A 23,471-nucleotide genomic window follows, 5' to 3' on the forward strand; every position below is an offset into this window, starting at 1 on the left:
CATAAGGTGAGCGTGAAAGCCCGTAAGCATGCCCGAGAATTGCTGCTCAAGGAATACCGCGGGGTGCTCTCGACCCATTCGAAGGCCATGCCGGGCTTTCCTTTCGGATCGGTGGTGCCCTACTGCCTGGACGTTCAGGGCTGGCCGCTGATCCTGATCAGCCGCATCGCCCAACACACCCATAACCTCCGGCAGGACGCCAAGTGTTCGCTGTTCGTCGGCGAACGCGGCGCCGAGGACGTGCAGGCGGTCGGTCGTCTCACGCTACTCGCCGAAGCGCGACAGTTGTGTGACCAGGACGCAATCGAGGCGGCGGCTGCGCGTTATTACCGCTATTTCCCCGAATCGCAGGATTATCATCGCGCCCATGATTTCGATTTCTGGGTGCTGGAACCGGTGCGCTGGCGCTATATCGGCGGTTTCGGCGCGATCCACTGGCTGGACCAGGTGGCGCTGGCCAACCCGTTCGCGGCGCTAGCAGGGGGCGGCGAGCAGGGCATGCTCGAGCACATGAATGCCGACCATGCCAGCGCCATCGCCCATTATGTCGCGCTGGCCGGTTTGCCCAGCCATGTGCCGGCCGAACTGGTGGGTATCGACAGTGAGGGGTTTCACCTGCGCATCGGCCAGGGGTTGTATTGGCTGGCCTTCGCCACCTCCTGCAACACTTGCGGCGAAGTGCGTCAGGCCTTTGTCCGGCTGGCTCGTGCCGAAACCTGGCCGACCGACGGCGCCGCGTTAGCTTGAATTAGGCGGAATACCCCATACTTCACTCTTATTGGAAGCCGTTCTTCCGTTAAGGAATCCTTGATGCGTGTTTTTCTGTTTTTGTTCTTGCTGTTTCCGATCATCGAGCTGGCGCTGCTGATCCAGGTCGGCAGCGCCATTGGCGTGCTGCCGACCTTGTTGCTGGTCATCGGTACGGCGATCCTCGGCAGCATCCTGCTGCGCGTTGCAGGCGTCGCCACCGCCTGGCGCGCGCGCGAGAAACTGGCGCGCGGCGAACTGCCCGAGCAGGAAATGCTCGAAGGCCTGCTGATTGCGGTCGGCGGCGGCCTGCTGCTGCTGCCGGGCTTCATCAGCGACATCTTCGGCGTGCTGTGCCTGATCCCCTTTACCCGTCGCTTGCTGGTCAACAAGATCCGTCTGCGGGCGGCCGAGCAAGCCATGCGCCAGCGGGCCTTTGCCGATGACCTGGCGGCGCGCTCCGGGCCGACCAGACCGGGCGCGGCCCGGCCGAATGTGCTGGAAGGCGAGTACGAGCGCCGCGACTGACGCCGTCATGCGGGCTGCGCCGAGCGTGCAGAGATGCTCGCCTGGCTATCGTCAATACGTCGTTACAGACGTTGATCCGCAGCAAAAAAAATCATCCTTCACCCTTGAAATCCCCTTGTGCGCCCTTATGTAGCGGTCACCGCAAGGTTTTCTGTCGGTTTCGGCAGAACAGACTTCCGCGTTGTACTTCGGTGCAGCGCAACCGGCCCCGCCGGACTTTGCTAACCCGCTGGTGTGAACACCGGCCGATGTAAACAACCTATTGGGAGAGATCGACAATGAAGCTTCGTCCTCTGCATGACCGCGTCGTGATCCGTCGCAGCGAAGAAGAGACCAAAACCGCAGGCGGCATCGTGCTGCCGGGTTCCGCTGCCGAGAAGCCGAACCAGGGCGAAATCGTCGCTGTAGGCACCGGTCGCGTGCTGGACAACGGCGAAGTGCGCCCGCTGGCCGTCAAGGTCGGTGACAAAGTGGTGTTTGGTCCTTACTCCGGCAGCAATGCCATCAAGGTCGACGGCGAAGAGCTGTTGGTCATGAGCGAGAGCGAAATCCTGGCCGTGCTCGAAGCCTGATTTCCGCCTCCGCCATAGCGCATCGCGTTCCACCAAAACGAATTTTGAGGAATATCCATCATGGCTGCTAAAGAAGTTAAGTTCGGCGACTCCGCCCGCAAGAAAATGCTCGCCGGTGTAAACGTCCTGGCTGACGCGGTTAAAGCGACCCTCGGCCCGAAAGGCCGTAACGTGATTCTTGAGAAGAGCTTCGGCGCTCCGACCATCACCAAGGACGGCGTTTCCGTTGCCAAGGAAATCGAGCTGAAAGACCGCTTCGAGAACATGGGCGCGCAGCTGGTCAAGGACGTAGCCTCCAAGGCCAACGACGAAGCCGGCGACGGCACCACCACCGCCACCGTACTGGCCCAGGCCATCGTCAGCGAAGGTCTGAAGGCCGTTGCTGCCGGCATGAACCCGATGGACCTCAAGCGCGGCATCGACAAGGCCACCATCGCCATCGTCGCCGAACTGAAGAACCTGTCCAAGCCGTGCACCGACAGCAAGGCGATCGCCCAGGTCGGCACCATCTCCGCCAACGCCGACAGCTCCATCGGCGACATCATTGCCGAAGCCATGGAAAAAGTCGGTAAAGAAGGCGTGATCACAGTCGAGGAAGGTTCGGGTCTGGAAAACGAACTGTCGGTCGTCGAAGGCATGCAGTTCGACCGTGGCTACCTGTCGCCGTACTTCATCAACAAGCCCGACACCATGGTCGCCGAGCTGGAAACCCCGCTGATCCTGCTGGTCGACAAGAAGATCTCCAACATCCGCGAAATGCTGCCGGTGCTGGAGTCCGTGGCCAAAGCCGGCCGTCCGCTGCTGATCGTGGCCGAAGACGTCGAAGGCGAAGCCCTGGCCACCCTGGTGGTCAACAACATGCGTGGCATCGTCAAGGTCGCGGCCGTCAAGGCGCCGGGCTTCGGCGATCGGCGCAAGGCCATGCTGCAGGACATCGCCATCCTCACCGGCGGTACCGTGATTTCCGAAGAAGTCGGCCTGAGCCTGGAAGGCGCTACCCTGGAGCACCTGGGTAATGCCAAGCGCGTCGTGCTGAGCAAGGAAAACACCACCATCATCGACGGCGCCGGCCAGCAAGCCGACATCGAAGCGCGCGTGGCACAGATCCGCAAGCAGGTCGAAGACACCTCCTCCGACTACGACAAGGAGAAGCTGCAAGAGCGTCTGGCCAAGCTGGCTGGCGGTGTTGCCGTGATCAAGGTCGGTGCCGGCACCGAAGTCGAGATGAAAGAGAAGAAAGCCCGCGTCGAAGACGCCCTGCACGCGACCCGCGCGGCAGTGGAAGAAGGCGTGGTGCCTGGCGGCGGTGTAGCTCTGGTGCGCGCCCTGCAGGCCATCTCCGAGCTGAAGGGCGACAACGAAGATCAGAACGTCGGCATCGCCCTGCTGCGTCGTGCCGTGGAGGCGCCGCTGCGCCAGATCGTCGCCAACGCCGGCGACGAGCCGAGCGTAGTGGTCGACAAGGTCAAGCAAGGCGCTGGCAACTTCGGCTACAACGCGGCGACCGGCGTGTATGGCGACATGATCGAGATGGGTATCCTCGATCCGGCCAAGGTCACCCGTTCGGCCCTGCAGGCGGCGACCTCGATCGGCAGCCTGATGATCACCACCGAAGCCATGGTCGGTGAAGCAGCCGACGACAAGCCGGCCGCTGGTATGCCGGATATGGGCGGCATGGGCGGTATGGGTGGCATGGGCGGCATGATGTAGTGCGACGAGAGTCGCTATAGGTAGCTAGCCTAGCGGGCTACACAGTGGTCGCCACATGGTTTGGCGACCCAAGTGCCACCACATGGTTGGTGGCACGTTCCCGCAGAAAATAGCACTGTTAAACCCGATCCCGGGCCACTTCAGCCCGGTTTCGGTCACCCACAAGGTGTCGAATACAGGGTAAGTGCGCCTTTAATTTGAGGTCTTACCCGACCACAAGTTACCCACCAACAGTTCACCTGCGGGCTACTGTTCAAGCTGGGATCTTGTTTTACAGCGCTTGGCTGCTCTCTATAGGGCGCAAGCTGTATCTGTCATTGTTTTATGCTCGAGTGCTGCGGTACTCGGGCATAAAACCTTTTGTTCAGCCAAAAGTAGCCTAGGGATAGTGCGTCACTGGTAACGGTGGGGTGCGAAGCTTCCTGACAATGTAGTCCCACGATGTCTGTGGTGTGTGGTCGCCGTGAGGTGCCATGCAAATCCTGCGAGCAACACGCGGGTGCGACGCTAGGCTGGTTGGTATGGTCAACGTAAGTGAACTGCTGATAAACACCGTCAACCGCATGGAGCCAAAGTTGCTGATAGGCTTCGACCAAAATGGTGCATGACTGGTTGTCTCTTTTACATCTGGAGACACGCTGACATTGAGTCATCGGTGAATAGGCAGGACCTAACCCTTCCTTGTGACAGGTATGGAACTCGGTAAACCCGTATTTTCGCCACTGACTGTTATGGCAGAGGCAAGCTAACCGCAAGGGAGGCCCATGGAAGTGCGGGCAAAGGATGTCGGAAAAAGCGAATGCCAGGCTGTAATGGACTGGATAGGGGTTATGCCCTGACTGGAAACGGTGCTGACTTCCGACGGGTCTTTGATCGCGAAACGGCGTGTAAAGCCATCAAGAAGTGATGTTTGCTGGTCTAACTGGCAGCATCTATCAAATAGAAATCCCTTACGGGGCAGTGAACTCACTCCCCGCAAGGGGCTCGTGCGTCTGCTGCCCTCCGGGAAATATTTCTGGAGGAACGCAAGATGAGTACGGCACAAACAGCAGTACCTGCATCCTCCCACCTGACTGCCAATTGGCATTCGATTGACTGGGAGACCAGTCATCAACAGGTGAGAGGGCTACAGGTACGAATCGCGAAGGCAGCTAAGAACCAACAATGGCGCCGGGTGAAAGCCCTACAGCGCATGCTGGTTCGCTCATTCGCCGCCAAGGCATTGGCGGTGAAACGAGTCACTGAAAACCGGGGTCGTAGGACTCCGGGTGTCGATGGGGAAACCTGGAGCACACCTGAAAGTAAGTGGGGAGCCATATTCCGGCTAAAGCGAACGGGTTACCAGCCCCGGCCACTGCGACGGGTCTACATACCCAAAGCGAATGGTCAGCGCCGACCGCTGGGAATACCAACGATGCTGGATAGGGCCATGCAGGCGTTATACCTGCTGGCACTCGAACCGGTATCTGAAACCACAGCCGACAGAAATTCCTATGGTTTTCGTCCTTACCGATCCACGGCAGACGCAATCGAGCAATTGTTCGTCAATCTCGGTCGCAAACACTCTGCGCAGTGGGTCATGGAGGGTGATATCAAAGGGTGCTTCGACAATATCAACCATGACTGGCTGATCACCAATATCCCATTGGACAAGGTGGTCTTACGGAAATGGTTGAAGGCAGGGTATATGGAATCCGGCCTACTGAACCCAACCGAAGCGGGGACTCCGCAAGGAGGCATCATCTCCCCGGTGCTGGCCAATATGGCGCTTGATGGTCTGGAAAAGGTGCTTGAGTCTCGATTCGGGCAACGCAATACCAAAGCCAGCTACAAGACCAAGGTCAACTATGTGCGTTACGCGGACGATTTCGTCATCACCGGTATTTCGAAAGATCTGCTGGAGAACGAGGTTAAACCTATCGTCGATGCCTTTATGGCAGAGCGTGGGTTGAGCCTCGCGGTGGAGAAGACGTTGTTCACGCATGTATCGGAGGGTTTCGACTTCCTTGGTCAGAATGCTCGCAAGTACGGTGACAAGCTGCTGATAAAGCCAGCCCACAAGAACGTGAAAGCATTTTTGGCAAAGGTGAAGGCACTAATTGATGGAAACAAAACGCTGCCGGCCAGCTTATTGATAGACAAGCTCAACCCCGTCATTCGGGGGTGGGCCAACTACCACAGGCCGGTGGTCGCCAAGCAGACCTTCAATTATGTGGATTACAGGATCTGGAAATTGCTATGGCGATGGTGCAGGCGGCGACATTTGAATCGCTGCAAACGCTGGATCAAGGAAAAGTACTTCAAGTGTGTGGGAACACGCAGTTGGGTATTTTCCGGGCTTCATCCCAGCGGCAAACTGGCCACCTTGCTGTATGCCAGCGACGTCCCGATCAAGCGGCATACCAAAATCAGAGCGGAAGCCAATCCTTATGATCCGGCAGACGAGACGTACTTCGAGGAAAGATTAGAATACGCCTGGAGGAACTCGGACGAAGGTAAACGGAAAACGCTGAGGCTTTGGATTGCCCAGAGCAAGCGCTGTCCCATGTGCAAGCAATTGATCACGTTCGATACGGGGTGGAACATCCACCACATCGTCGAGCGGCACAAAGGCGGAGGCGACGAACTGGAAAATTTGGTCTTGCTGCATCCCAACTGTCATCGGCAGCTACACGCTCAGAGAAAACTGTAAGGGAGGGTCTCTCCTCCCCTATAGCGACTTAAAGCAATATGAGCATCACGAGGAGCAGCACAAGCTTCGGGTCTATTCTGAATGTCAATTCCATGAATAATCTCCAAGAGTGAATCTAAAGTTTGTGAAAGAGAACGGTTGTTAAGCCGCTCAAGTTCACGCCGCAGAGTGCTAGCACTCTGGTGGTTTGGGCAGATGCGACCTGCCGGCCCCACTTTCGCTCACTTTTACACTTGGAAAATCAGAACTGGCCTGATCCTATATGCTTAACCGAAGGTAGTTCAAGAGATCAGTGATCTGAGATGCCGGCCCGCACACGTTGTGAGGCTTTCAAAGGCTTGAGCTGTATGCGGGGAAACTCGCACGTACAGTTCTTAGGGGAGGGGTGGCCAGTAATGGTCGCCTCTTACCCGACAGCCAGCCTGCTTCCCGGCAGTCATTGAAAAACCCGCGCCTCGGCGCGGGTTTTTTATTGGGTGCGTGAAAGCCTGCCCGGCTTATGTACGGTGAATGGACTGCATTGCACCTGGCCGAGGCTGCCAGGCAATGCGCCATGGCGAGTGAGCGAATTACGCCGGCGCCTAACCGCCAGCGGCTGGTGCGGGGGCGCAGAATTTTTGCGTGGTGCGAAAATTGCTGTAAGTTCCAGCTCGGCTGTCAGCGTGCAACCACCGATTGGTTCGGCCCTGCAGCCAGGGGCTTCAGGGGGAGCTTGTGCGTCGGCGCGCGGAAATGCGTTCGGGTTACGCGAGTGGTGTTTTGTTACCGTTGGTGACTGGGTAGGGCTTCTGGCCAAGTCTGGTTGTAGTGATAGTTGGCTTGCAGGCGAATGAAATGACAGCAGCGATGGTGTTCGATCAGTGGTGGCAACTGCAGGGTGAATGGGTCGAGGAACCGAACCAGCGGCGTGGCGGCGAGAGCGGCGTGCAGCGCCTGCACCTGGGCGATGGCCAGGTACTCTATGCCAAGCGCCAGGTGGGCCACTTCTACCGCAGCCTGCGTTATCCCTTCGGCCGGCCCACGGTGCTGCGCGAGCGTGATGCCCTGCTGGCCCTGGAGAAGATCGACGTCAAGGCGCCGAGCCTGCGCTATTGCGATGTGCAGCGCGATGGCGCCGGGTTATGGCGCGGACTGCTGGTATCGGAGGAGCTGAAAGGCTTTCAGGAGCTCAGCCAGTGGTACGCCGAAGGTGGCCGTGAGCGTTTCGGCGTGGCGGTCAACGAGCAGCTCCTCACGCAAGTGGCCGGCATGCTGGCGCGTTTCCACCGGGCGGGCTGGCAGCATGGGAGCCTCTACCAGAAGCATCTGTTCGTGCGAGTCGAACAGGTGGGCGAGCGCATCGAAGTCGAAACGGCCCTGCTGGACCTGGAAAAGAGCCGGCGACGTTTCAGTGCGCGCCAGGCCGCTCGCCACGACATGCTGCAACTCAAGCGCCATTCGTCGTGGGGTGCTGGTGACTGGGATCGATTGGTCTACTGTTACCAGCAAGCGTTTGGCAGCGCTATCAAGGGGTTGCGGTTATGAAGTTAGAAATTGCTAGAGGTGTTTTCCTGGTCGCGGCGCTGGGCGTGGCCTCACTGGCCGCCGCTGCCTGGCATGAGCCGGGGCCGGTCATGCTGGGTGACTCCGGCAGTCTGGAGCGCTGTCCACTGCCGCGCAAAACCAGCAAGGCGATGCAACAGCTTGCCCCGGACAAGGATTTGCTGCTGTTCATGTTCGGCCTGTCGCAGAGCCTGGCCGGACAGAAATGAGCGAACGGCCTGCCTGACAGATCCTGCTGCCATACCAATGCCGTGCACTCGACCCGAGTGCGCGGCATTGCTGTTTTTGCCGACTTGCTTTGCCCGGTCCCGCAGCGGCTTGTCGTCAGTCCTGCAGCGTCGCCGCTGGCGTGGCGCCTAAGGCGCGGCAGGCTCTGGCGTGGGTTCCGGGTCCGGCGTGGCCAGCAGGCTATACACGCAGGGCAGGACGAACAGGGTGAACAGGGTGCCCACGGACATGCCGGTGGCGATCACCAGGCCGATGTCGAAACGGCTCACCGCGCCGGCGCCGCTGGCGAGAATCAGCGGGATCATGGCAAAGACCATGGCCGCGGTGGTCATCAGCACCGGCCGCAGGCGGATCGCCGCGGCTTCCTCGACCGCCGCGCGGCGCGTCAAGCCGTGGCGGTGACGCAACTGGTTGGCGAACTCGACGATCAGGATGCCGTGCTTGGTGATCAGGCCGATCAGGGTCACCAGGCCCACCTGGGTGTAGATGTTCATGCTGGAGAAGCCGAGGAACAGCGGGATCAGCGCGCCGCAGATCGACAGCGGCACCGTGACCAGGATCACCAGCGGATCGCGGAAGCTCTCGAACTGCGCCGCCAGCACCAGGAAAATCAGGGCCAGGGCCAGGCCGAAGGTGGCGTACAGGGCACTGCCTTCCTGGATGAACTGGCGCGCCGCGCCGGCATAGTCGGCGGCGAAGCCGGCCGGAGCTTCCTCGGCCATGATCTGCCGCACGGTCTCGATTGCCTCGCCCATGCTGACGATGGGCACACCCTGGATGATCGCCGAATTGAGCTGCTGGAACTGGTTGAGTTGGGTCGGCCGCGCGCGATCGTTAACCGTGATCAGGGTCGACAACGGCAGCATCTCGCCGCTTTCGCTCTTGACCTGATAGTGGCCGAGCCAGCCCGGGTTGTCGCGGTAGGCGCGTTCGACCTGGGCGATCACCTTGTAGCTGCGCCCATCGATGGTGAAGCGGTTGATCTCGCCCTCGCCGAGCAGGGTCGCCAGGGTCAGGCCGATATCCTCCATGGACACGCCCATCTGCGCCGCCTTGGCGCGGTCGATGTCGACCACCACTTCGGGCTTGTCGAAGGCCAGGTCGATGTCGAGGAAGGCGAACTTGCCGGAGGCCAGGGCGCGTTGCTTGACCCGCTCGGCGACCTGCAGCAGCGACTCGTAATCGTTCGGCGTATTGATCACGAACTGGAACGGCAGGCCCTCACCGGTGCCCGGCAGCGAGGGCAGGTTGAAGCCGAAGATCTGCAGGCCGGCGATCCGGTCCAGGCGCGCCTGCACCTGCGGCAGGATCTCCATCTGGGTGCGCTCGCGCTGGTTCCATGGCGTCAGCAGAAAGCCGCCGATGCCCGATTGCACGCCATTGAAGCCGTTGATCTGGAACGAGGAGTAGTACTCGGGGAACGCCTTGAAGATCTCGACGAACTGCTCGGTATAGCGGTTCAGGTACTCGAGATTGGTCGGCTGCGGCGCGTTGGCCATGAGGAAGACGATGCCCTGGTCTTCCTCGGGCGCCAGTTCGCTCTTGGTGAACATCAGCAGCAGCGGGATCAGGCACAGCACGATCAGGGCGAACACCAGCACCACCGGACGGGTTTCCAGGGTGCCGTGCAGGGCGCGCTGGTAGCGCCGCTTGAGCGAGTCGAACAGCAGGTCCAGGCGATGGGCCAGGCCGCTGGGGTTTTCCTCGTGGCGCAGCAGCTTGGCGCACATCATCGGCGACAGGGTCAGGGCGACGATGCCAGAGATGATCACCGCGCCAGCCAGGGTCAGGGCGAATTCCTTGAACAGCGCGCCGGTCAGACCCTCGAGAAAGCCGATCGGGGCGTAGACCGCGGCCAGGGTGATGGTCATCGACACCACCGGTACGGCGATCTCGCGGGCACCTTCGAGGGCGGCATCGAGAGGCGTCTTGCCCTCCTCGATATGCCGATGGATGTTCTCCACCACGACTATGGCGTCGTCAACCACCAGGCCGATGGCCAGGACCATGGCGAGCAGGGTCAGCAGGTTGATCGAATAGCCCATCAGCTGCATGAAGAACAGTACGCCGATCATCGACAGCGGGATGGTGATCACCGGGATCAGCACCGAGCGCAGCGCGCCGAGGAACAGGAACACCACGACGATGACGATCAGTACCGCCTCGAGCAGGGTCTTCACTACCTCGTCGATCGACACCTGGATGAACAGGGTGGCGTCGTAGGCGATGGACACCTTGAGGTTGGGCGGCAGCTGCGCCTCGATCTCGGGCATGATCTGCCGCACTTCCTTGATCACGTCCAGCGGGTTGGCGCTCGGCGTGCCCTTGATGGCGATGTACACCGAGGGCGTGCCGTCGAACGAGCTGATCGAGTCGTAGCTCTGCGCGCCCATCTCTACCCGCGCCACATCGCCGAGCAGCACGCGGCTGTCGCCGATGGTTTTCAGCGGGATGGCGGCGAACGCCTGCGGCGATTTCAGATCGGTGCTGGCATTGATGCTGGTCAGCACATATTCGCCCTTCACTTCGCCGGCGGCGGCGAGGAAGTTGTACTGGCGCACGGCGTCGTTGATGTCGCTGGCGCTCAGCTCATAGGCGGCCATCTTCAGCGGGTCGAGCCACAGGCGCATGGCGAACACCTGGTTGCCGAGGATTTCCGCTTCGGCCATGCCTGGCAGGGTGGCCAGCTTGGGTTGGATCACCCGCGACAGGTAGTCGGTAATCTGCGGGTTGCTCAACTGGTCGCTGTAGAAGCTGATGTACATCAGCGCCGAGGCGTCGGCCGCTTCCTTGCTCAGTACCGGGTCTTCGGCGTCCTGCGGCAGCTGGTTCTTCACCTCGTTGGCCTTGGCCAGCAGCTCGGTGAACAGGCGATCGCTGTCGGCGCCGATGCGCGCGTAGATGGACACGGTCGAGACGTTCTGCCGGCTCACCGAGGTCATGTAGTCGATGCCTTCGGCGCTGGCCAGGCTCTGCTGCAGGGGCTGGGTGATGTAGCCCTGGATGGTCTCGGCATTGGCGCCCGGGTAGGCGGTGGTGACCGTGATCAGGGCGTTCTCCAGCTGCGGGTACTGGCGGATGGTCAGCTTGTCGAAGGCCTGCAGGCCGAGCAGGACGATCAGCAGGCTGACCACGGTCGCCAGCACCGGGCGACGGATGAAGGGGTCGGTAAAGGCCATGGGCAGTTCCTATACACCGGCAACGCGCTGAGCGGAGCCGGTTGGCTGTGTGCTATTCGGTGGTTTCGACGGCATCGAGCGCATCGGCGACTATGGCCACGCGGGCGCCGTTATCCAGCTTGAGCTGGCCGGCGCTGACCACCCGTTCGCCGGCCTGCAGGCCCTTGAGAATCACCACCTGACCTTCGCGGCGTTCGCCGGTCTCGACGAAGCGGCGCTCGACCCGCAGGACCGCTTGGCCGTCGGCAGCGCTGGCTGGACTGTCGGCACCGCCCTCGTCGGCCTGTTCCTCGATCACGTATACCGAATTGCCGTACAGGGTGTAGGTGATCGCGGTTTCCGGCACCAGCACCTGCGGAGTCTCGCCGACCAGCAGCACCTGCAGGTTGGCGAACATACCGGGTAGCAGCTTCTCGTCCGGGTTGGCCAGGCTGGCGCGCACCAGCAGGTTGCGTGTGGTCGCCTCGACCTTGGGGTTGATCGCACTGATCCGGCCTTCGAATATCTGGTCGGGATAGGCCGCCACCTGGACGCGCACGTCTTGACCGATGGCCAATTGCGGCACGTTCTGCTCCGGCAGGAAGAAGTCGACGAACAGGGTCGACAGATCCTGCAGGGTGGCGATGGTGGTGCCCGAGGCTAGGTAGTCGCCGACATCGACCTGACGAATGCCGATGGTGCCGGCGAAGGGCGCGAGGATGCGCTTCTTCGCCAGGGTGGCCTGCAACTGGGCGACGCTGGCGTCGGCTTTCTGCAGCTCGGCGGAGAGCCGGTCGAACTCGCTCCTGGAGATGGCCTGGCGAGCGATCAGATTGCGTCCGCGCTGGTACTCGACCCGTGCCAGGCCCAGTTCGGCCTGGGCGGTGGCCAGACTGGCCTGTTCCACCTCGCTGTCCATCTGGATCAGCGGCTGGCCGAGGCGGACCTTCTCGCCGGACTGGAACAGCACATCGCGTGCGGTGCCGGCGACCTCGACGGTCAGGTCGATGCCCTGGAAAGCCTTCAGCGTACCGATGGCCGGCAGGCGGCTCTGCCAGGGCCGTTCGACGGCTTCGGCGGCGTTGACGCTGATTGGTGGCTGCGGCGTCGAGAACTGCTGGATTTCCCGGTAGATGGCCAGGCCTTTATAGGCGGCGAGGGCGAGTACCATGAGGGCAACCACGCCCAGCATGATCAACATGCGGCGGAGCAACATATTCCGGTTCCTTGGCAGGGCTGATTGGGCCTGGGAATAGGCTAGACGGGCACCTTAGTACCAAGGCTGGGGCAAGTCAAAAGGGCGCATTTGCAAAAGATTGCGAGCGCCCGCTTGGGTTGCCAGAAGTCGCCAGCTTTCGCTGCAATTGCCGGAAGATGAACGGGTTCTTGCCGTAATTTGCGCGCTGGGTGCGCCGCCGCGGATGCTCGCAGTGGCGCGGGATGCCTCAGGCGCTGAGGTGTCGGGTCACCTCGCGCAACTGACCGGACAGGCCGTGTAGGTTCTGGCTGGCGGCCTCGGTGCGTTGCACGTTCTGCTGGTTGCTGGTGGCGATCACGGTGATCTCGGTGAGGTTGCGTGAGATGTCCTCGGCCACCGAGGTCTGCTCCTCGGCGGCGGTGGCAATCTGCCGGTTCATGTCGCGGATCGCCTCCACCGCGCCGGTGATGCGCTGCAGCATGGCGCCGGCCTCGGTGACCTGGGTCACGCCTTCCTCGCTGCGGCTCTGCCCGCTCTCGATGGCACGTACCGCATTCACCGCGCCGGTCTGCACGGTGTCGATGATCTGGTGGATCTCCGCGGTGGATTCGGCGGTGCGCTGGGCCAGAGTGCGCACCTCGTCGGCGACCACGGCGAAGCCACGGCCCTGCTCGCCGGCCCGCGCCGCCTCGATGGCGGCGTTGAGGGCGAGCAGGTTGGTCTGTTCGGCGATGCCGCGGATCACTTCCAGCACCTTGCCGATGCGTGCGCTGTCGGTTTCCAGGCGGCGGATCACGTCGGCGGTGCTGGCGATCTCGCCGCGCATGCCGGTGATGGTCTGGATGGTCGCCTGCATCACCAGTTCGCCCTGTTGGGCCGACCGGTCGGCATCATCGGCGGCGCTTGCAGCAGCAGCTGCATGGCGGGCGACCTCTTGGGCGGTGGCGGACATTTCGTGCATGGCCGTGGCGACCTGATCGGTGCGCGAGAACTGTTCGTGGGTGCCCTGGGCCATCTGGGCGGAGATGGAGCTCAGTTCACTGCTGGCGCTGTCCAGATTGACCGTGCTCTGCTGCAGGCGGCTGAAGGTGTCGGCGAGGAAGTCACGCAGGGTGTTGGCGGCCTCGGCCAGGCGGCCGAGTTCATCGCCACGGCTGGCGTCGAGGCGTTGGCCGAAGTTGCCCTGACTGAGCTGGGCGATGTGTTCGATCAGTCCGCGGATCGGGGTGATCATGTTGCGGTTGACCAGCCACAGGCTGAACAGACCGATCAGCGCGCTGGAGAGCAGCATCACAGTCAGGCCCAGCCACACCGTTTGCTCGGCCGAGGCGCTGATGGTCTGCGCTTGCGTCTGGCCATGTTGATTGAGTTGGCTGACCAGCGCGCTCATCTGTTCGCTGGCGGTGCGGTCTATGCCTTTGACGGCGGCGTCGCCCACTGCCGGCTCGGCCCCGCCAGCGACAAATGCGGCATAACCCTTGCGGTAGGCGTTGCCCATGCCTTGGTGTTCGTTGCGCAGCCGCTCGATCTGGTTTTGCAATGTGCGGTCCTGCTGCATGCTGGCACTCTCGATCAGTTCGGTCAAAAGCGCCTGCACCTTGCCTTCCTGGGTCTGAAACTGGTTCCAGTACTTATCCCGGTCGGCCGGGTTCTTGCCGCGCAACAGAACGTTTTTCCACTCCTGAACCTGCACCTTGAATTCGACGTTGGCACTGTCCACCAGCCGCGAGGCGTGCAGCGTGCCGTCGACGAGGTTGCGGTAGGACTGGATGCTGTTGGATAGGAAGGTGAAGCTGGCCAGGGCAATCAGCAGGATCAGGATCAAGCTGACACCAAGCAGGCCGAGGATTTGTGCACGCAAGGAGCGTTGTTGGGGCATGTTGTGTGACACCTCGAAATAGCGAGTGGGAGTCGGTTTGCGCAGCGGGTGAGTTGAACCGGTAGCCAAGAAGGGTTGGCAGGCTGTGGAAAAAGGTAGCGAGCGAAGGCTAGGCAAGGCGAAAGCAGCCGGGTAATAGTCGGCCTGGCGTCAGCATTCTTTAATTGGCGCCGCCTGCAGCGGGTCGCCGTAGCTAGCTAGACCAGGCGCAGATGGTTGTCCCAGAGCCCGGCCGGCAGCTGCAGCGGCTGGGCGGTGATTGCGCCACTGCGGCAATCGAACAGCCGGCAGCGACTCACGCCGGTGCTGACCACGAAGCCCTCGGCCACCGTGCCGATTCCGGCGCAATCGGCCAGCGGCGCATCCAGGCGCAGGGCGGCGCTGTCCAGGTCCCAGATGAACACCCGGTTGCCGCGCGGCGCGGTCAGCGCCAGCAGGCGCAGTTCGCTGTGAATCGCCACGCTGGCGCTGTACTGCTTCATCGCCTGGCGTTGCGCCTCGCCCAAGGCGAAGTGCTGGAACGCCTGGCCCGGCCGTTTGATCGCCAGCAACGGCACCGGATCGGCAGGGTCGCCCATGTATTGCTGGGCGCTGACGATAGTGCCGTCGCTGGCCACCGCCAGATGGCGTACGCTGTTCATCCGCTCGGGCAAGCGTTCCTGGCTCAGCAGGCCGCCGTCGCGGTCGAGCAGCACCAGGCTGGAATCCATGCTGTCGAGGTTCATCTCCACCCGGCTCTCGGCTTCGGTGCGGATGCCGCCGTTGGCCACCACCAGGGTCTCGCCATCGGGCAGCCAGAGCAGTTGGTGTGGGCCCAGGCCGTGGCTCGACAGTTCGCCGGTGCGTTGCAGTTGCCCACCTTGCAGGCGATAGACGCCGAGTACGCCGCGACCGGGATCACTGGTGTCGTTCTCGGTGGCGTACAGCCATTGGCCATCCTTGTGGAATACCGCGTGGCCGTAGAAGTGCCGCTGTGCCGGTGACTCCAGGGTCTGCAGCAGGCGGCCGTCGCGAGTGTCGAGCAGATAACTACGGGTACTCGGTCGGCGACCGACGAACAGCGCCAGCGGCAGGCTGGGGTGTGCCACCACGTCATGACAGCGCTCGCCGACCCGGGTGGCGAAGACCTGGCTGCCATCCAGGCGGTAGCCCACCGCATAGTGCTTGCCGGTCGCATCGTTGCGCGCGGACAGCAGCAGGGGTTGCACGCCGTTGCCGCCCAGGGTCCAGCCGGCGAAAGCGCCGGCGGCCACCGCGCCAGCGGCCAGGGTAGCGCCGCTCAGGGCGAGAAAGGTTCTGCGTTTCATCAGGGCCATGTCCTAGTCGCCATCGTGGGCGTTGAAACCCATCTGGATGCCGAGGCTGTTCGCCAGTTCGGTTTCGTGCAGACGGTGCAAGGCATTGAGGCTGTCGTACAGCGCATTCAGCTCGCCGCGCCCGGCCTGGTCGCCGAGCAGTTCGCCGAGCGGGCGTTGCAGGGCCGCGAGGCGCTGGCGGGTGTCGCTGTAGGCGGCGTCGATGCGTTCTTTCAGTTCGTTGCGCTCGCTGCCAAGCAGTGCCTGGATGCCGTCCTGCTCGGCGCCGCGCCAGATACGTTCGGCGCTGGCCAGCCCGGCCGCCAGGTTGGCCAGGCTGGCCTGGCTGCGCCAGGCCTCGGCCTGATAGGGCTGCGGCTGGCCTTTGCTCTGGCGGCCGAGCGGGGTGCCGAGCTTTTTCTTCAGGCCGTCGAGGGCGCTGACCTGGGTGCGCAGCAGTTCGGCCACGGCTTCGGCTGCTTCGGCGTAGCGCTGGTTGGGAAAACCCTGCAGTTGCGCGGCCATGCCGTCCTTGGCTTGCCAGCGTTCGAGGACATCGGCTGCCAGGGCTCGCTGGTGCTGACCGATGGCGACCAGCAGCGGGCAATAGCGGGCCTTCTGCTCGGCATTGGCGAGATCGATGGTCGGGTCGTACACCAAGTATTCGTAAGCGGTCAGGCCTTGCACCACCACGCTGGCTTTATCCAGGTCGGCGGGCGTCAGCGCGGGTTTGCTCTTGAGCAGGGCTTGGACCTGGCGTGCCACCAGGTTCTTCTTGTCCGGCCAGAACTGCACCTGCCAGGCGCGGTTACCTTCGGCCAGCGGGCCGATCTGCAGCGGTTGCAGGCCGGCCCAGGCGCTTTGCGCGGCGAGAAAGGCCTGGCGTGCGTCGCTCAGCGTCTGCCCGTCGGCGCAGAAGGCCTGGCCGCTCTGGGCCAACTGGCCATTGGCCTCGGCCCAGCTGCTGTAGGCCGGCAGCAGTACGCCGTCAGTCAGGGCGCTGCTGACGGCCTGTTGCGGGTCGACAGGGGAACAGGCGGCGAGTGCCAGGCTCAGCAGGGCGAGAGTCAAGGGCGAACGGATCATGCGCGGCTCCTTACAGCGAATTCAAAAAGGCCAACAGCGCGGCGCGCTGGTCGGCGGAAAAAGTCAGGACCTTCTGCTTGGCCGTTTCGGCTTCGCCGCCATGCCAGAGGATGGCTTCCAGCAGGTTGCGGGCACGGCCGTCGTGGAGAAACTGGGTGTGGCCGCTGACCGCCTCGGTGAGGCCGATGCCCCAGAGTGGCGGGGTGCGCCACTCGCGGCCAGTGGCGAGAAACTCGGCGCGGTCGTCCGCCAGGCCTTCGCCCATGTCGTGCAGCAGCAGGTCGCTATAGGGACGAATCGGCTGGTTGGCCAGTTCCGGCTCGGCGGCATCGCTGGCGGTGGTGAATTGCGGGGTATGACAGCGCTGACAGCCGGCCTGGTGGAACAGCCCCTTGCCCGCGAGCACCTCGGGCGCCTCGACATCGCGGCGTGCCGGCACGCCCAGGTTGCGGCTGTAGAACAGCACGCTGGCGAGAATGCCGTCGCTGACTTCCGCTTCGCCGCCGTGGTTGGCGCTACGGCAGTCGCTTTGCGCCGACGTGCAGTCGTCCGCGGCGACCAGTGAGCTGGTCAGGCCCATGTCGCCGGCGAAGGCGTGGGCATTCTGCTGGTTGAGCGTCGGTTGCCCGGCCTTCCAGCCGAAGCGGCCGAGCACGGTTTGCTCCAGGGCCGCGTCCCAGACCCGGTTGGCGCGCCCGGAGATGCCGTCGCCATCGCTGTCGTGCGGGTCGGCATTGGCCATGATCGCCGCTTCGGGGATGGCTTCGAGCAGGCCCAGGCCGATCATCGGCGGGGCGATGCGGGCGGAAAAACGCGTGTCCGGGTGCAGCGGGCCGTAGCCCAATTTGCTGATCTCCAGGGTCGGCCGGCGCAGTTCCACCGAGTGGCCATCGGTAAAGCTGACGATCTGCCGGCTGTAGTTGACCCGCACCTTGCCCTCGGGAGCGATGCCGGGGTTGGCCATGTCTTGCAACTGGCCGCCGTAGGTCGGCTCGGCCAGCACGCCCAGGCGCTCGATGATCGCCGCGTGCTCGCTGCCCGCCGGTAGCGACAGGCGCACCAGCATCGAGGCGGCGCTGACTGCATCCGGGCCGGGCGGGTGGCCGCGGCCGTCCTTGATATGGCAGTTCTGACAGGCATTGGTGTTGAACAGTGGCCCCAGGCCGTCGCGCGCGGTGGTGGTGGCCGGGGCGATCACCCAGGGATTGCGGAAGAAGCTGTTGCCGACGCTGAAATCTAGGCGGCGCGAGGGCGGCAGATTGGCCGCGGGCAGGGAGAAGGCGTTGTGGTCGAACTTGAACACGGTGGCGCTGCCGGCGGATAGCGCTTCCCCTGGCTCGGCCTGGGTGAAGTGTGGCGACTGGTCACAGCCGGCCAGGCCCAGGAGCAGGCTCAGCAGCAGACGAGGGGACGGGGCAGGCATCGACAGGGATCCGCGGCAGAAAGTCAGGCGGGCAAGCTTAGCAGGCTAACTGCGTTTAAATAAGACGGATTTGCGTTAACGTGGATGGTAAAGCCGATGCGATCGGGCGATCGCACCGGCTGCTGTTGCGCGCCGACTTAGAAGGTGTGGTCGGCGGTGTCCGGGTTGAGGTCGCCGATGTTCAGCTTGCCGGCGGCCTGTTCGATGGCACCGGTCTGCTTGACCAGGGCGGCGATGGCGTCGCGCACGATCTGCTGGCCGGCGGCGTTGTCGGCGCCGATCAACTGGTCGAAGTGCTGGCCGTTAGCGGCGCTGGCGACCAGGGCCTGCAACTTGGCTTCGGTCGCTGCCAGGTCGGCTTGCAGGGCGCTGTCGGCCGCGGCGCCGACCTTGGCCACCAGGGACGACAGGCTCGGGCCGGTCAGGGTGGTGCCGTCGACCTTCTGGTACTCGCCCAGGTAGACATTGCGAATGCCCTTGCCATTGTAGAAGTGCGAGTTGTGGGTGTTGTCGCTGAAGCAGTCGTGCTCGTCTTCGGTGGAGTTGGCTTCCAGCGCGACCTTCATGCGCTCGCCGGCCAGTTCGCCGAGGGACAGGCTGCCCATGCCGAAGAGCATCTTGCGCAGGCCGTTCTCGGCCGATTCGGCCTGCAGACTGGCGCGGTAGTTGTCGGCATTGCCGGCTTGCCATTGCACGACCATCGCATCGAGGTCGCTGACCAGCAATTCGCCGGCGGCCTTGAGGAAGGCGCGGCGACGTTCGTTGTTGCCGCCGGTAGCGCCTTCGCCGACCACGAAGTCAGTGGCTGGGCGCGCGCCGGCACCCGGGTTGCTGCCATTCAGATCCTGGCCCCAGAGCATGAATTCGATGGCGTGGTAACCGGTGGCGACGTTGGCTTCGGAACCGCCCAGTTCGTTCAGGCTGGCCAGCAGTTGCGGGGTGATGGTGGTGACATCGAGCTTGTCTTCGCCGACCTGGAGTTCGGTGTTGGCGATGATGTTGGCCGTGGCGCCCGGGTTGCCCAGGGCGTGCTGGTAGTCGGCGGCCACGTAATCGATCAGGCCCTCGTCCAGCGGCCAGGCATTGAGCTGGCCTTCCCAGTCATCGACCACGGCGTTGCCGAAGCGGAACACTTCGGACTGCATGTAGGGTACGCGCGCTGCCAGCCAGGCTTCGCGGGCGGCTTGCAGGGTGGCGTCGGTCGGGTTGGCGAGCAGTGCGTCGATGGCGCCCTGCAGCGCCTTGCCGGTGCTGGCGGCGTCGCTGAATACGGCCAGGGCCAGGTCGGCATAGTGGCTGACCACGGCCTTGCCGGCTGCTTCGTCGATTTGGCTGGCCACGGCTACCGGGGCGCTGGCGCTGCTGGCGGCAGGTGCCGGGGTTTGGCTGACGGGCGCCTTGTCTTCGCCGCAGCCGGCGAGGGATATGGCGATGGCCAGCAGGCTGGCGGAAGCCAGGGGCATACGAATCATGACGAATTCCTTTGCAAGGGTATTTTTAGAGGTGCACGCGGAGGTGTACGCAACGCTGCAACATAATGCGAAAGATTTGCATTTTGCGCAAAGGGTCATTGGGAATAAATCGCATAAAGCCGTGCAGCGGATCTCCGTATCGGCAGGTCGATGCCGCTAGAATGCCAGCATCCGGCAAGTCCGATCGGCTGGCAGCAGCCATGGCCCCATCGTTACGGAGCAAACCACATGAGTCTTACCAGTGTTGCCGTCCTCGTGATTGTGTTTCTGCTCGCCGCCTATGCGGTGGTTCTCTACAACGCGCTGGTGCGTTTGAAGCACGGGCTGAGCAAGGCCTGGGCGAATATCGATGTGTTGCTCAAGCAGCGCCACGAAGAGCTGCCCAAACTGGTGGAAACCTGCAAGCAGTACATGCAGTACGAGGGCAGCACCCTGGAGCGGGTGATTGCCGCGCGTAGCGCCGTCGCCCGCGCCCGCGAGCAGCATGATGTCGGTGCTCTGGGCAAAGCCGAGAGTGGCCTGCGCCTTGGTCTGGGGCAGCTGTTCGCCCTGGCCGAGAACTACCCGGAACTGAAAGCCAACGACAGTTTTCAGCACCTGCAGCAGCGCATCAGCGGCCTGGAGAACGGCATCGCCGACCGCCGCGAGCTGTACAACGAGGCGGTCAACCTGAACAACGTGCGTATCGAGCAGTTTCCCGATGTCTTGCTTGCCCGGCTGTTTGCTTTCCAGGCGGGCGAGCTGCTGGAGTTCAGCGACGCGGAGAAGGCCGACGTCGATATCAAGTCGCTGTTCGGCTGAGTGGCGATGGATACAGGGCATCTGCTCGGCCTGGCCTGCGCGGTCGGCGCCACGACTGGTGGTGCCTGGTGGTGTCTGCGGCGCCTGGGAGAGGCGCGCCATCTGCTGGATACGCCGACCTCGAAGATCCGTTCTGCAGCCCAGGGTTACGTCGAGTTCTACGGCGTGCTGCGCGAACAAGCGAACACCGCGATAGTTGCGCCGCTGACCGGCAAGCCATGCCTGTGGTGGCGCTTCAGGATCGAGGAGTACCAGGCCAGCGGCAAGAGCCACAGCTGGCGGCTGGTCGACAGCGGTAGCAGCGAAGGCTGGTTGCTGTTGGACGACGGCACTGGCAGCTGTCTGATCGACCCGCGGGGTGCGCAGGTGCGGCCCACGACCCGTGAGGTATGGCGGGGCAATCTGCGCCACCCGCGCGGGCCGGCCAGGAGCGGCTGGGCCGCCTGGTTCTCGGCCGGCAAGCGTTATCGCTATAGCGAGGAGCGCTTGCACGCTGGCCAGCCGCTGTATGCCATCGGCGCTTTCCGCAGCAGTGGCGGCGGTCGCCAGGGGCTCGATGTGGGTGCTGCGCAGAGCGAAGTGATTGGTCAGTGGAAGGGCGATTTCGCCGGTCTGCTGCAGCGCTTCGACAGCGATGGCAATGGCCGCTTGGATGAGCAGGAATGGAACCGCGTGCGTCTGGCCGCGCAACTGGAGGCCGAGGATCGCCATCGCCAGCACAGTCAGCAGCCGGCGCAGCATCATATGGGTAGGCCGGGTGAGGCGCAGCCGTTTATTTTGTCCAGTGCCGGGGAGGACGAACTGGCCCGCCACTTCTACTGGCAGGCGGCCGGTGGCGCCGTGCTGTGTCTGGCCGGAGCCCTGGCGACGGCCTGGTTGCTCGGGGTGACGAGGCTCTAGTGTCGCGACACGAATCATCTGTCGCTTTGCGTGGGAGGGGCCGGGCGGCGTTCCGCTTTAGCCGCGAGCTTTCAGCGCCCTCAAGGTCCATCGCGCCCCTGGGGGCGGTTGCTACAGGGTGGCCGGGTTGCTCGCCGCTGCGCTGAGGCGCCGGGCCTGTTTGAGATAGAGCGTCAGTTCGCGGGCTGGCAACGGCTTGCTGTAGAAGTAGCCCTGACCTTCGTTGCAGCCCTGGGCAATGATATAGGCCTCCTGCTCGAGGGTTTCCACGCCCTCGGCGATCACCTGCATGCCCAGGCTCTTACCGAGCTGGATGATGGCGCGCACGATGGTGGCGTCGTCTTCGTCCTCGAGCAGGTCCTGGACGAAGCTCTTGTCGATCTTGATCTTGTCCAGCGGCAGGCTTTTCAGATAACTCAGCGAGGAGTAGCCGGTGCCGAAGTCGTCGATGGCGATCAGTGCACCGGAGCGGCGCAGGCTGAGCAGGTGCTGGGCGGCGGTGGTGATGTCTTCCATCAGGCCGGTTTCGGTGACTTCCAGTTCCAGGCTGCGCGGCGGCAGGCGGTAGATCTGCATCAGGTTGTTGACCACCCGCGGCAGTTCGGCGTGGTGCAGTTGCACGGTAGAGAGGTTGACGGCCATGCGCAGCTCGCTGAAGCCCTGATCGTGCCATTCGCGCAGTTGCCGGCAGGCCTGGTCGAGAATCCATTCGCCGATGGCGATGATGGTGCCGTTCTGTTCGGCCAGCGGGATGAACAGGTCGGGCGGTACCAGGCCGTGTTGCGGGTGCTGCCAACGCAACAGCGCTTCGACGCCAACCACGTTATGGTTGCGGTAGTCGATCTGCGGCTGATAGACCAGATGAAACTGGTTCAGGGCCAAGGCTTCGCGCAGATCCTTCTCCAGCTCGCGGCGTCGGCGCATTTCGCTGTCGACGCTGGCGATGTAAAACTGGTAACGGTTGCGTGAGCGGCTTTTGGCCAGGGTCATGGTTTGTTCGGCTTTCTGCAGCAGCTTCTCGGTGCTGTCGCCGTCCTCCGGGAACAGGGTGATGCCGATGGTGGCGCGCAGGCGCACTTCCTGCTGGTCGAGGACAAAGGGCAGCTCCAGGTCATCCAGCACGCTTTGCGCCAGCTCGGCGGCCTCGTAGGGCTGCTCGATGTCGGCCTGGACCAGGGCGAACTGGTCGCCGCCCAGGCGGGCCAGGGCGCCGAGGCGGCCGCTGTGGCTGCGCAGGCGGTCGGACAGGGCCAGCAGCAACTGGTCGCCGGTCTGGTAGCTGAACTGTTCGTTGATGCCCTTGAAGTCGTCCAGGCCGACGCAGAGCACGGCAACCCGGTGTTGCAGGCGGCCGGCATCATCGAGGATCTGGTCGAGTTGCTGCTGCAGTTGCTGGCGGTTCGGCAGACCGGTGAGAAAATCGTACTGGGCCATGCGCAGCAGGCTGCTTTCCGCCTCGCGGCGCAGGTGCGTGTTGCGTTCGATGGAGGAAAGCAACTGGTTGGCGGTATTGATCCACAGACCCAGCTCGTTTTTTTCGTTGCCTTTGAGCATCGGCAGTTTGTGCGCGCTGGGGCGGTCCGGGTTGATCTGGCTGAGGTGCTCGATGATTTTCGACAGGGGTTTGGTCAGCAGCCAGTGGTAGACCAGGTACAGCACCAGGCCCATGGCCAGGGCGCGCAGCACGCCGGCAATGAAGATGACCACCGAACTGGTGACGAAGCTCTCACCGTAGCGCGCGGTGTCGAGGGTGATGCTGAGGTCGCCGTAGTATTCGCTGTAGGGGCCGCGGCCCACCAGTTTGGTGCTGAAACTCTGTTCCTGGCCGAGGATCGGGTCGGTCAGCCAGCGGGTGGGCAATTGCGCCGGGGCACGGGATTTTTCCGCGAGCATCGGCTCGTTGGGATGGCCGATGGCCGCCATGCGCACCGATTCGTGCTGGAACAGGCCTTCGATGACCTGCATGCCCATTTCGCGGTCCAGGCTGTAGACCGCCTGGGTCGAGGGGTCGCGGAACATGCCGAGGATACGCTGGGCATCGTTGTTCACCGCCTGGCGGGTCTTGTATGCGTCGAAGACAATTTGCGCGCAGCTCAATACCACCCCAACGGCAAGCGCGGAAAGCAGTACTACACGCAGCAGCTTCAAAGACAGGCTGTTCTTGAGTTCCAGCTTCAAATGGCGGTTCCTTGTTCGATGCCAGATGCGTCAGACCGCTGAGAGTATTAGCAAACTCGCGG

Annotated in this window: 17 protein-coding genes; 9 read left to right on the plus strand and 8 right to left on the minus strand. The window is 63.1% G+C overall.

All coding sequences use genetic code 11. The features are described from left to right. Window positions 1-6 precede the first annotated feature (6 nt). The 7 genes from BM315_RS17505 to BM315_RS17535 all read left to right on the plus strand — a co-directional run bounded on the left by BM315_RS17505 (window position 7) and on the right by BM315_RS17535 (window position 8,000). Window positions 7-747, plus strand: a complete 741-nt coding sequence (locus BM315_RS17505) for a HugZ family pyridoxamine 5'-phosphate oxidase (protein ID WP_090503425.1) — start codon at window positions 7-9, stop codon at window positions 745-747. A 63-nt stretch (window positions 748-810) separates the two neighbouring features. Further along, complete coding sequence (locus BM315_RS17510; protein ID WP_090503428.1) at window positions 811-1,275, plus strand: FxsA family protein; 465 nt, start codon at window positions 811-813, stop codon at window positions 1,273-1,275. A 278-nt stretch (window positions 1,276-1,553) separates the two neighbouring features. Next, entirely contained in the window at window positions 1,554-1,847 is a 294-nt protein-coding gene (locus tag BM315_RS17515) for a co-chaperone GroES (protein WP_090503430.1), read from the plus strand. A 60-nt stretch (window positions 1,848-1,907) separates the two neighbouring features. Continuing rightward, on the plus strand, window positions 1,908-3,557 hold the full coding sequence (gene groL / locus BM315_RS17520) for a chaperonin GroEL (protein ID WP_090503432.1): 1,650 nt from the start codon (window positions 1,908-1,910) through the stop codon (window positions 3,555-3,557). 1,030 nt (window positions 3,558-4,587) lie between these two features. Then, window positions 4,588-6,249 (plus strand): group II intron reverse transcriptase/maturase, encoded by a 1,662-nt coding sequence (ltrA, locus tag BM315_RS17525; RefSeq protein WP_090503434.1) that lies wholly within the window; start codon window positions 4,588-4,590, stop codon window positions 6,247-6,249. 834 nt (window positions 6,250-7,083) lie between these two features. After that, window positions 7,084-7,773 carry a lipopolysaccharide kinase InaA family protein gene (locus tag BM315_RS17530; protein ID WP_090503437.1) on the plus strand — a complete coding sequence of 230 codons (690 nt, stop codon included), beginning with the start codon at window positions 7,084-7,086 and terminating at the stop codon, window positions 7,771-7,773. After that, window positions 7,770-8,000: a hypothetical protein gene (locus BM315_RS17535; protein ID WP_090503439.1), complete on the plus strand. Its 231-nt coding sequence runs from the start codon at window positions 7,770-7,772 to the stop codon at window positions 7,998-8,000. The genes BM315_RS17530 and BM315_RS17535 overlap by 4 nt, the downstream gene beginning before the upstream one ends. A gap of 147 nt (window positions 8,001-8,147) precedes the next feature. Here BM315_RS17535 and BM315_RS17540 read toward each other — a convergent pair whose 3' ends face one another. The 7 genes from BM315_RS17540 to BM315_RS17570 form a co-directional block, all read right to left on the minus strand. Beyond that, entirely contained in the window at window positions 8,148-11,198 is a 3,051-nt protein-coding gene (locus BM315_RS17540) for a multidrug efflux RND transporter permease subunit (RefSeq protein WP_090503442.1), read from the minus strand. Window positions 11,199-11,250: 52 nt separating this feature from the next. Continuing rightward, window positions 11,251-12,393 carry an efflux RND transporter periplasmic adaptor subunit gene (locus tag BM315_RS17545; RefSeq protein ID WP_090503445.1) on the minus strand — a complete coding sequence of 381 codons (1,143 nt, stop codon included), beginning with the start codon at window positions 12,391-12,393 and terminating at the stop codon, window positions 11,251-11,253. 229 nt (window positions 12,394-12,622) lie between these two features. After that, complete coding sequence (locus tag BM315_RS17550; protein WP_090503447.1) at window positions 12,623-14,254, minus strand: methyl-accepting chemotaxis protein; 1,632 nt, start codon at window positions 14,252-14,254, stop codon at window positions 12,623-12,625. A gap of 197 nt (window positions 14,255-14,451) precedes the next feature. Next, the gene (locus BM315_RS17555; protein WP_090503560.1) at window positions 14,452-15,561 is read right to left on the minus strand and encodes a DUF1513 domain-containing protein; all 1,110 of its coding nucleotides are present in this window, start codon (window positions 15,559-15,561) and stop codon (window positions 14,452-14,454) included. 12 nt (window positions 15,562-15,573) lie between these two features. After that, entirely contained in the window at window positions 15,574-16,635 is a 1,062-nt protein-coding gene (locus BM315_RS17560) for an imelysin family protein (RefSeq protein WP_090503449.1), read from the minus strand. A gap of 10 nt (window positions 16,636-16,645) precedes the next feature. Next, a complete protein-coding gene (locus BM315_RS17565; RefSeq protein ID WP_090503450.1) occupies window positions 16,646-18,058 on the minus strand; it encodes a di-heme oxidoreductase family protein in 1,413 nt (470 codons plus the stop codon). Window positions 18,059-18,195: 137 nt separating this feature from the next. Further along, window positions 18,196-19,530, minus strand: a complete 1,335-nt coding sequence (locus tag BM315_RS17570) for an imelysin family protein (protein ID WP_090503453.1) — start codon at window positions 19,528-19,530, stop codon at window positions 18,196-18,198. 228 nt (window positions 19,531-19,758) lie between these two features. On the opposite strand from BM315_RS17570, the gene BM315_RS17575 reads away from it, so the two are divergent. Continuing rightward, window positions 19,759-20,331 (plus strand): LemA family protein, encoded by a 573-nt coding sequence (locus BM315_RS17575; RefSeq protein WP_090503455.1) that lies wholly within the window; start codon window positions 19,759-19,761, stop codon window positions 20,329-20,331. Between the two features lie 6 nt (window positions 20,332-20,337). After that, window positions 20,338-21,231: a GIDE domain-containing protein gene (locus BM315_RS17580; RefSeq protein ID WP_090503458.1), complete on the plus strand. Its 894-nt coding sequence runs from the start codon at window positions 20,338-20,340 to the stop codon at window positions 21,229-21,231. Window positions 21,232-21,342: 111 nt separating this feature from the next. Here BM315_RS17580 and BM315_RS17585 read toward each other — a convergent pair whose 3' ends face one another. Further along, complete coding sequence (locus tag BM315_RS17585) at window positions 21,343-23,409, minus strand: putative bifunctional diguanylate cyclase/phosphodiesterase (protein ID WP_090503461.1); 2,067 nt, start codon at window positions 23,407-23,409, stop codon at window positions 21,343-21,345. Window positions 23,410-23,471 lie beyond the last annotated feature (62 nt).

The sequence above is a fragment of the Pseudomonas borbori genome (assembly GCF_900115555.1).
Lineage (GTDB): Bacteria > Pseudomonadota > Gammaproteobacteria > Pseudomonadales > Pseudomonadaceae > Aquipseudomonas > Aquipseudomonas borbori.

Excerpts from the sequence above, each read along its gene's own strand:
- BM315_RS17535 (WP_090503439.1), top strand. The coding sequence starts at position 7,770 with ATGAAGTTAGAAATTGCTAGAGGTGTTTTCCTGGTCGCGGCGCTGGGC.
- BM315_RS17540 (WP_090503442.1), bottom strand. The coding sequence starts at position 11,198 with ATGGCCTTTACCGACCCCTTCATCCGTCGCCCGGTGCTGGCGACCGTG.
- BM315_RS17560 (WP_090503449.1), bottom strand. The coding sequence starts at position 16,635 with ATGATCCGTTCGCCCTTGACTCTCGCCCTGCTGAGCCTGGCACTCGCC.
- BM315_RS17565 (WP_090503450.1), bottom strand. The coding sequence starts at position 18,058 with ATGCCTGCCCCGTCCCCTCGTCTGCTGCTGAGCCTGCTCCTGGGCCTG.
- BM315_RS17550 (WP_090503447.1), bottom strand. The coding sequence starts at position 14,254 with ATGCCCCAACAACGCTCCTTGCGTGCACAAATCCTCGGCCTGCTTGGT.
- BM315_RS17555 (WP_090503560.1), bottom strand. The coding sequence starts at position 15,561 with ATGAAACGCAGAACCTTTCTCGCCCTGAGCGGCGCTACCCTGGCCGCT.
- BM315_RS17570 (WP_090503453.1), bottom strand. The coding sequence starts at position 19,530 with ATGATTCGTATGCCCCTGGCTTCCGCCAGCCTGCTGGCCATCGCCATA.
- BM315_RS17580 (WP_090503458.1), top strand. The coding sequence starts at position 20,338 with ATGGATACAGGGCATCTGCTCGGCCTGGCCTGCGCGGTCGGCGCCACG.
- BM315_RS17510 (WP_090503428.1), top strand. The coding sequence starts at position 811 with ATGCGTGTTTTTCTGTTTTTGTTCTTGCTGTTTCCGATCATCGAGCTG.
- ltrA (WP_090503434.1), top strand. The coding sequence starts at position 4,588 with ATGAGTACGGCACAAACAGCAGTACCTGCATCCTCCCACCTGACTGCC.
- BM315_RS17515 (WP_090503430.1), top strand. The coding sequence starts at position 1,554 with ATGAAGCTTCGTCCTCTGCATGACCGCGTCGTGATCCGTCGCAGCGAA.
- BM315_RS17545 (WP_090503445.1), bottom strand. The coding sequence starts at position 12,393 with ATGTTGCTCCGCCGCATGTTGATCATGCTGGGCGTGGTTGCCCTCATG.
- BM315_RS17575 (WP_090503455.1), top strand. The coding sequence starts at position 19,759 with ATGAGTCTTACCAGTGTTGCCGTCCTCGTGATTGTGTTTCTGCTCGCC.
- BM315_RS17530 (WP_090503437.1), top strand. The coding sequence starts at position 7,084 with ATGACAGCAGCGATGGTGTTCGATCAGTGGTGGCAACTGCAGGGTGAA.
- groL (WP_090503432.1), top strand. The coding sequence starts at position 1,908 with ATGGCTGCTAAAGAAGTTAAGTTCGGCGACTCCGCCCGCAAGAAAATG.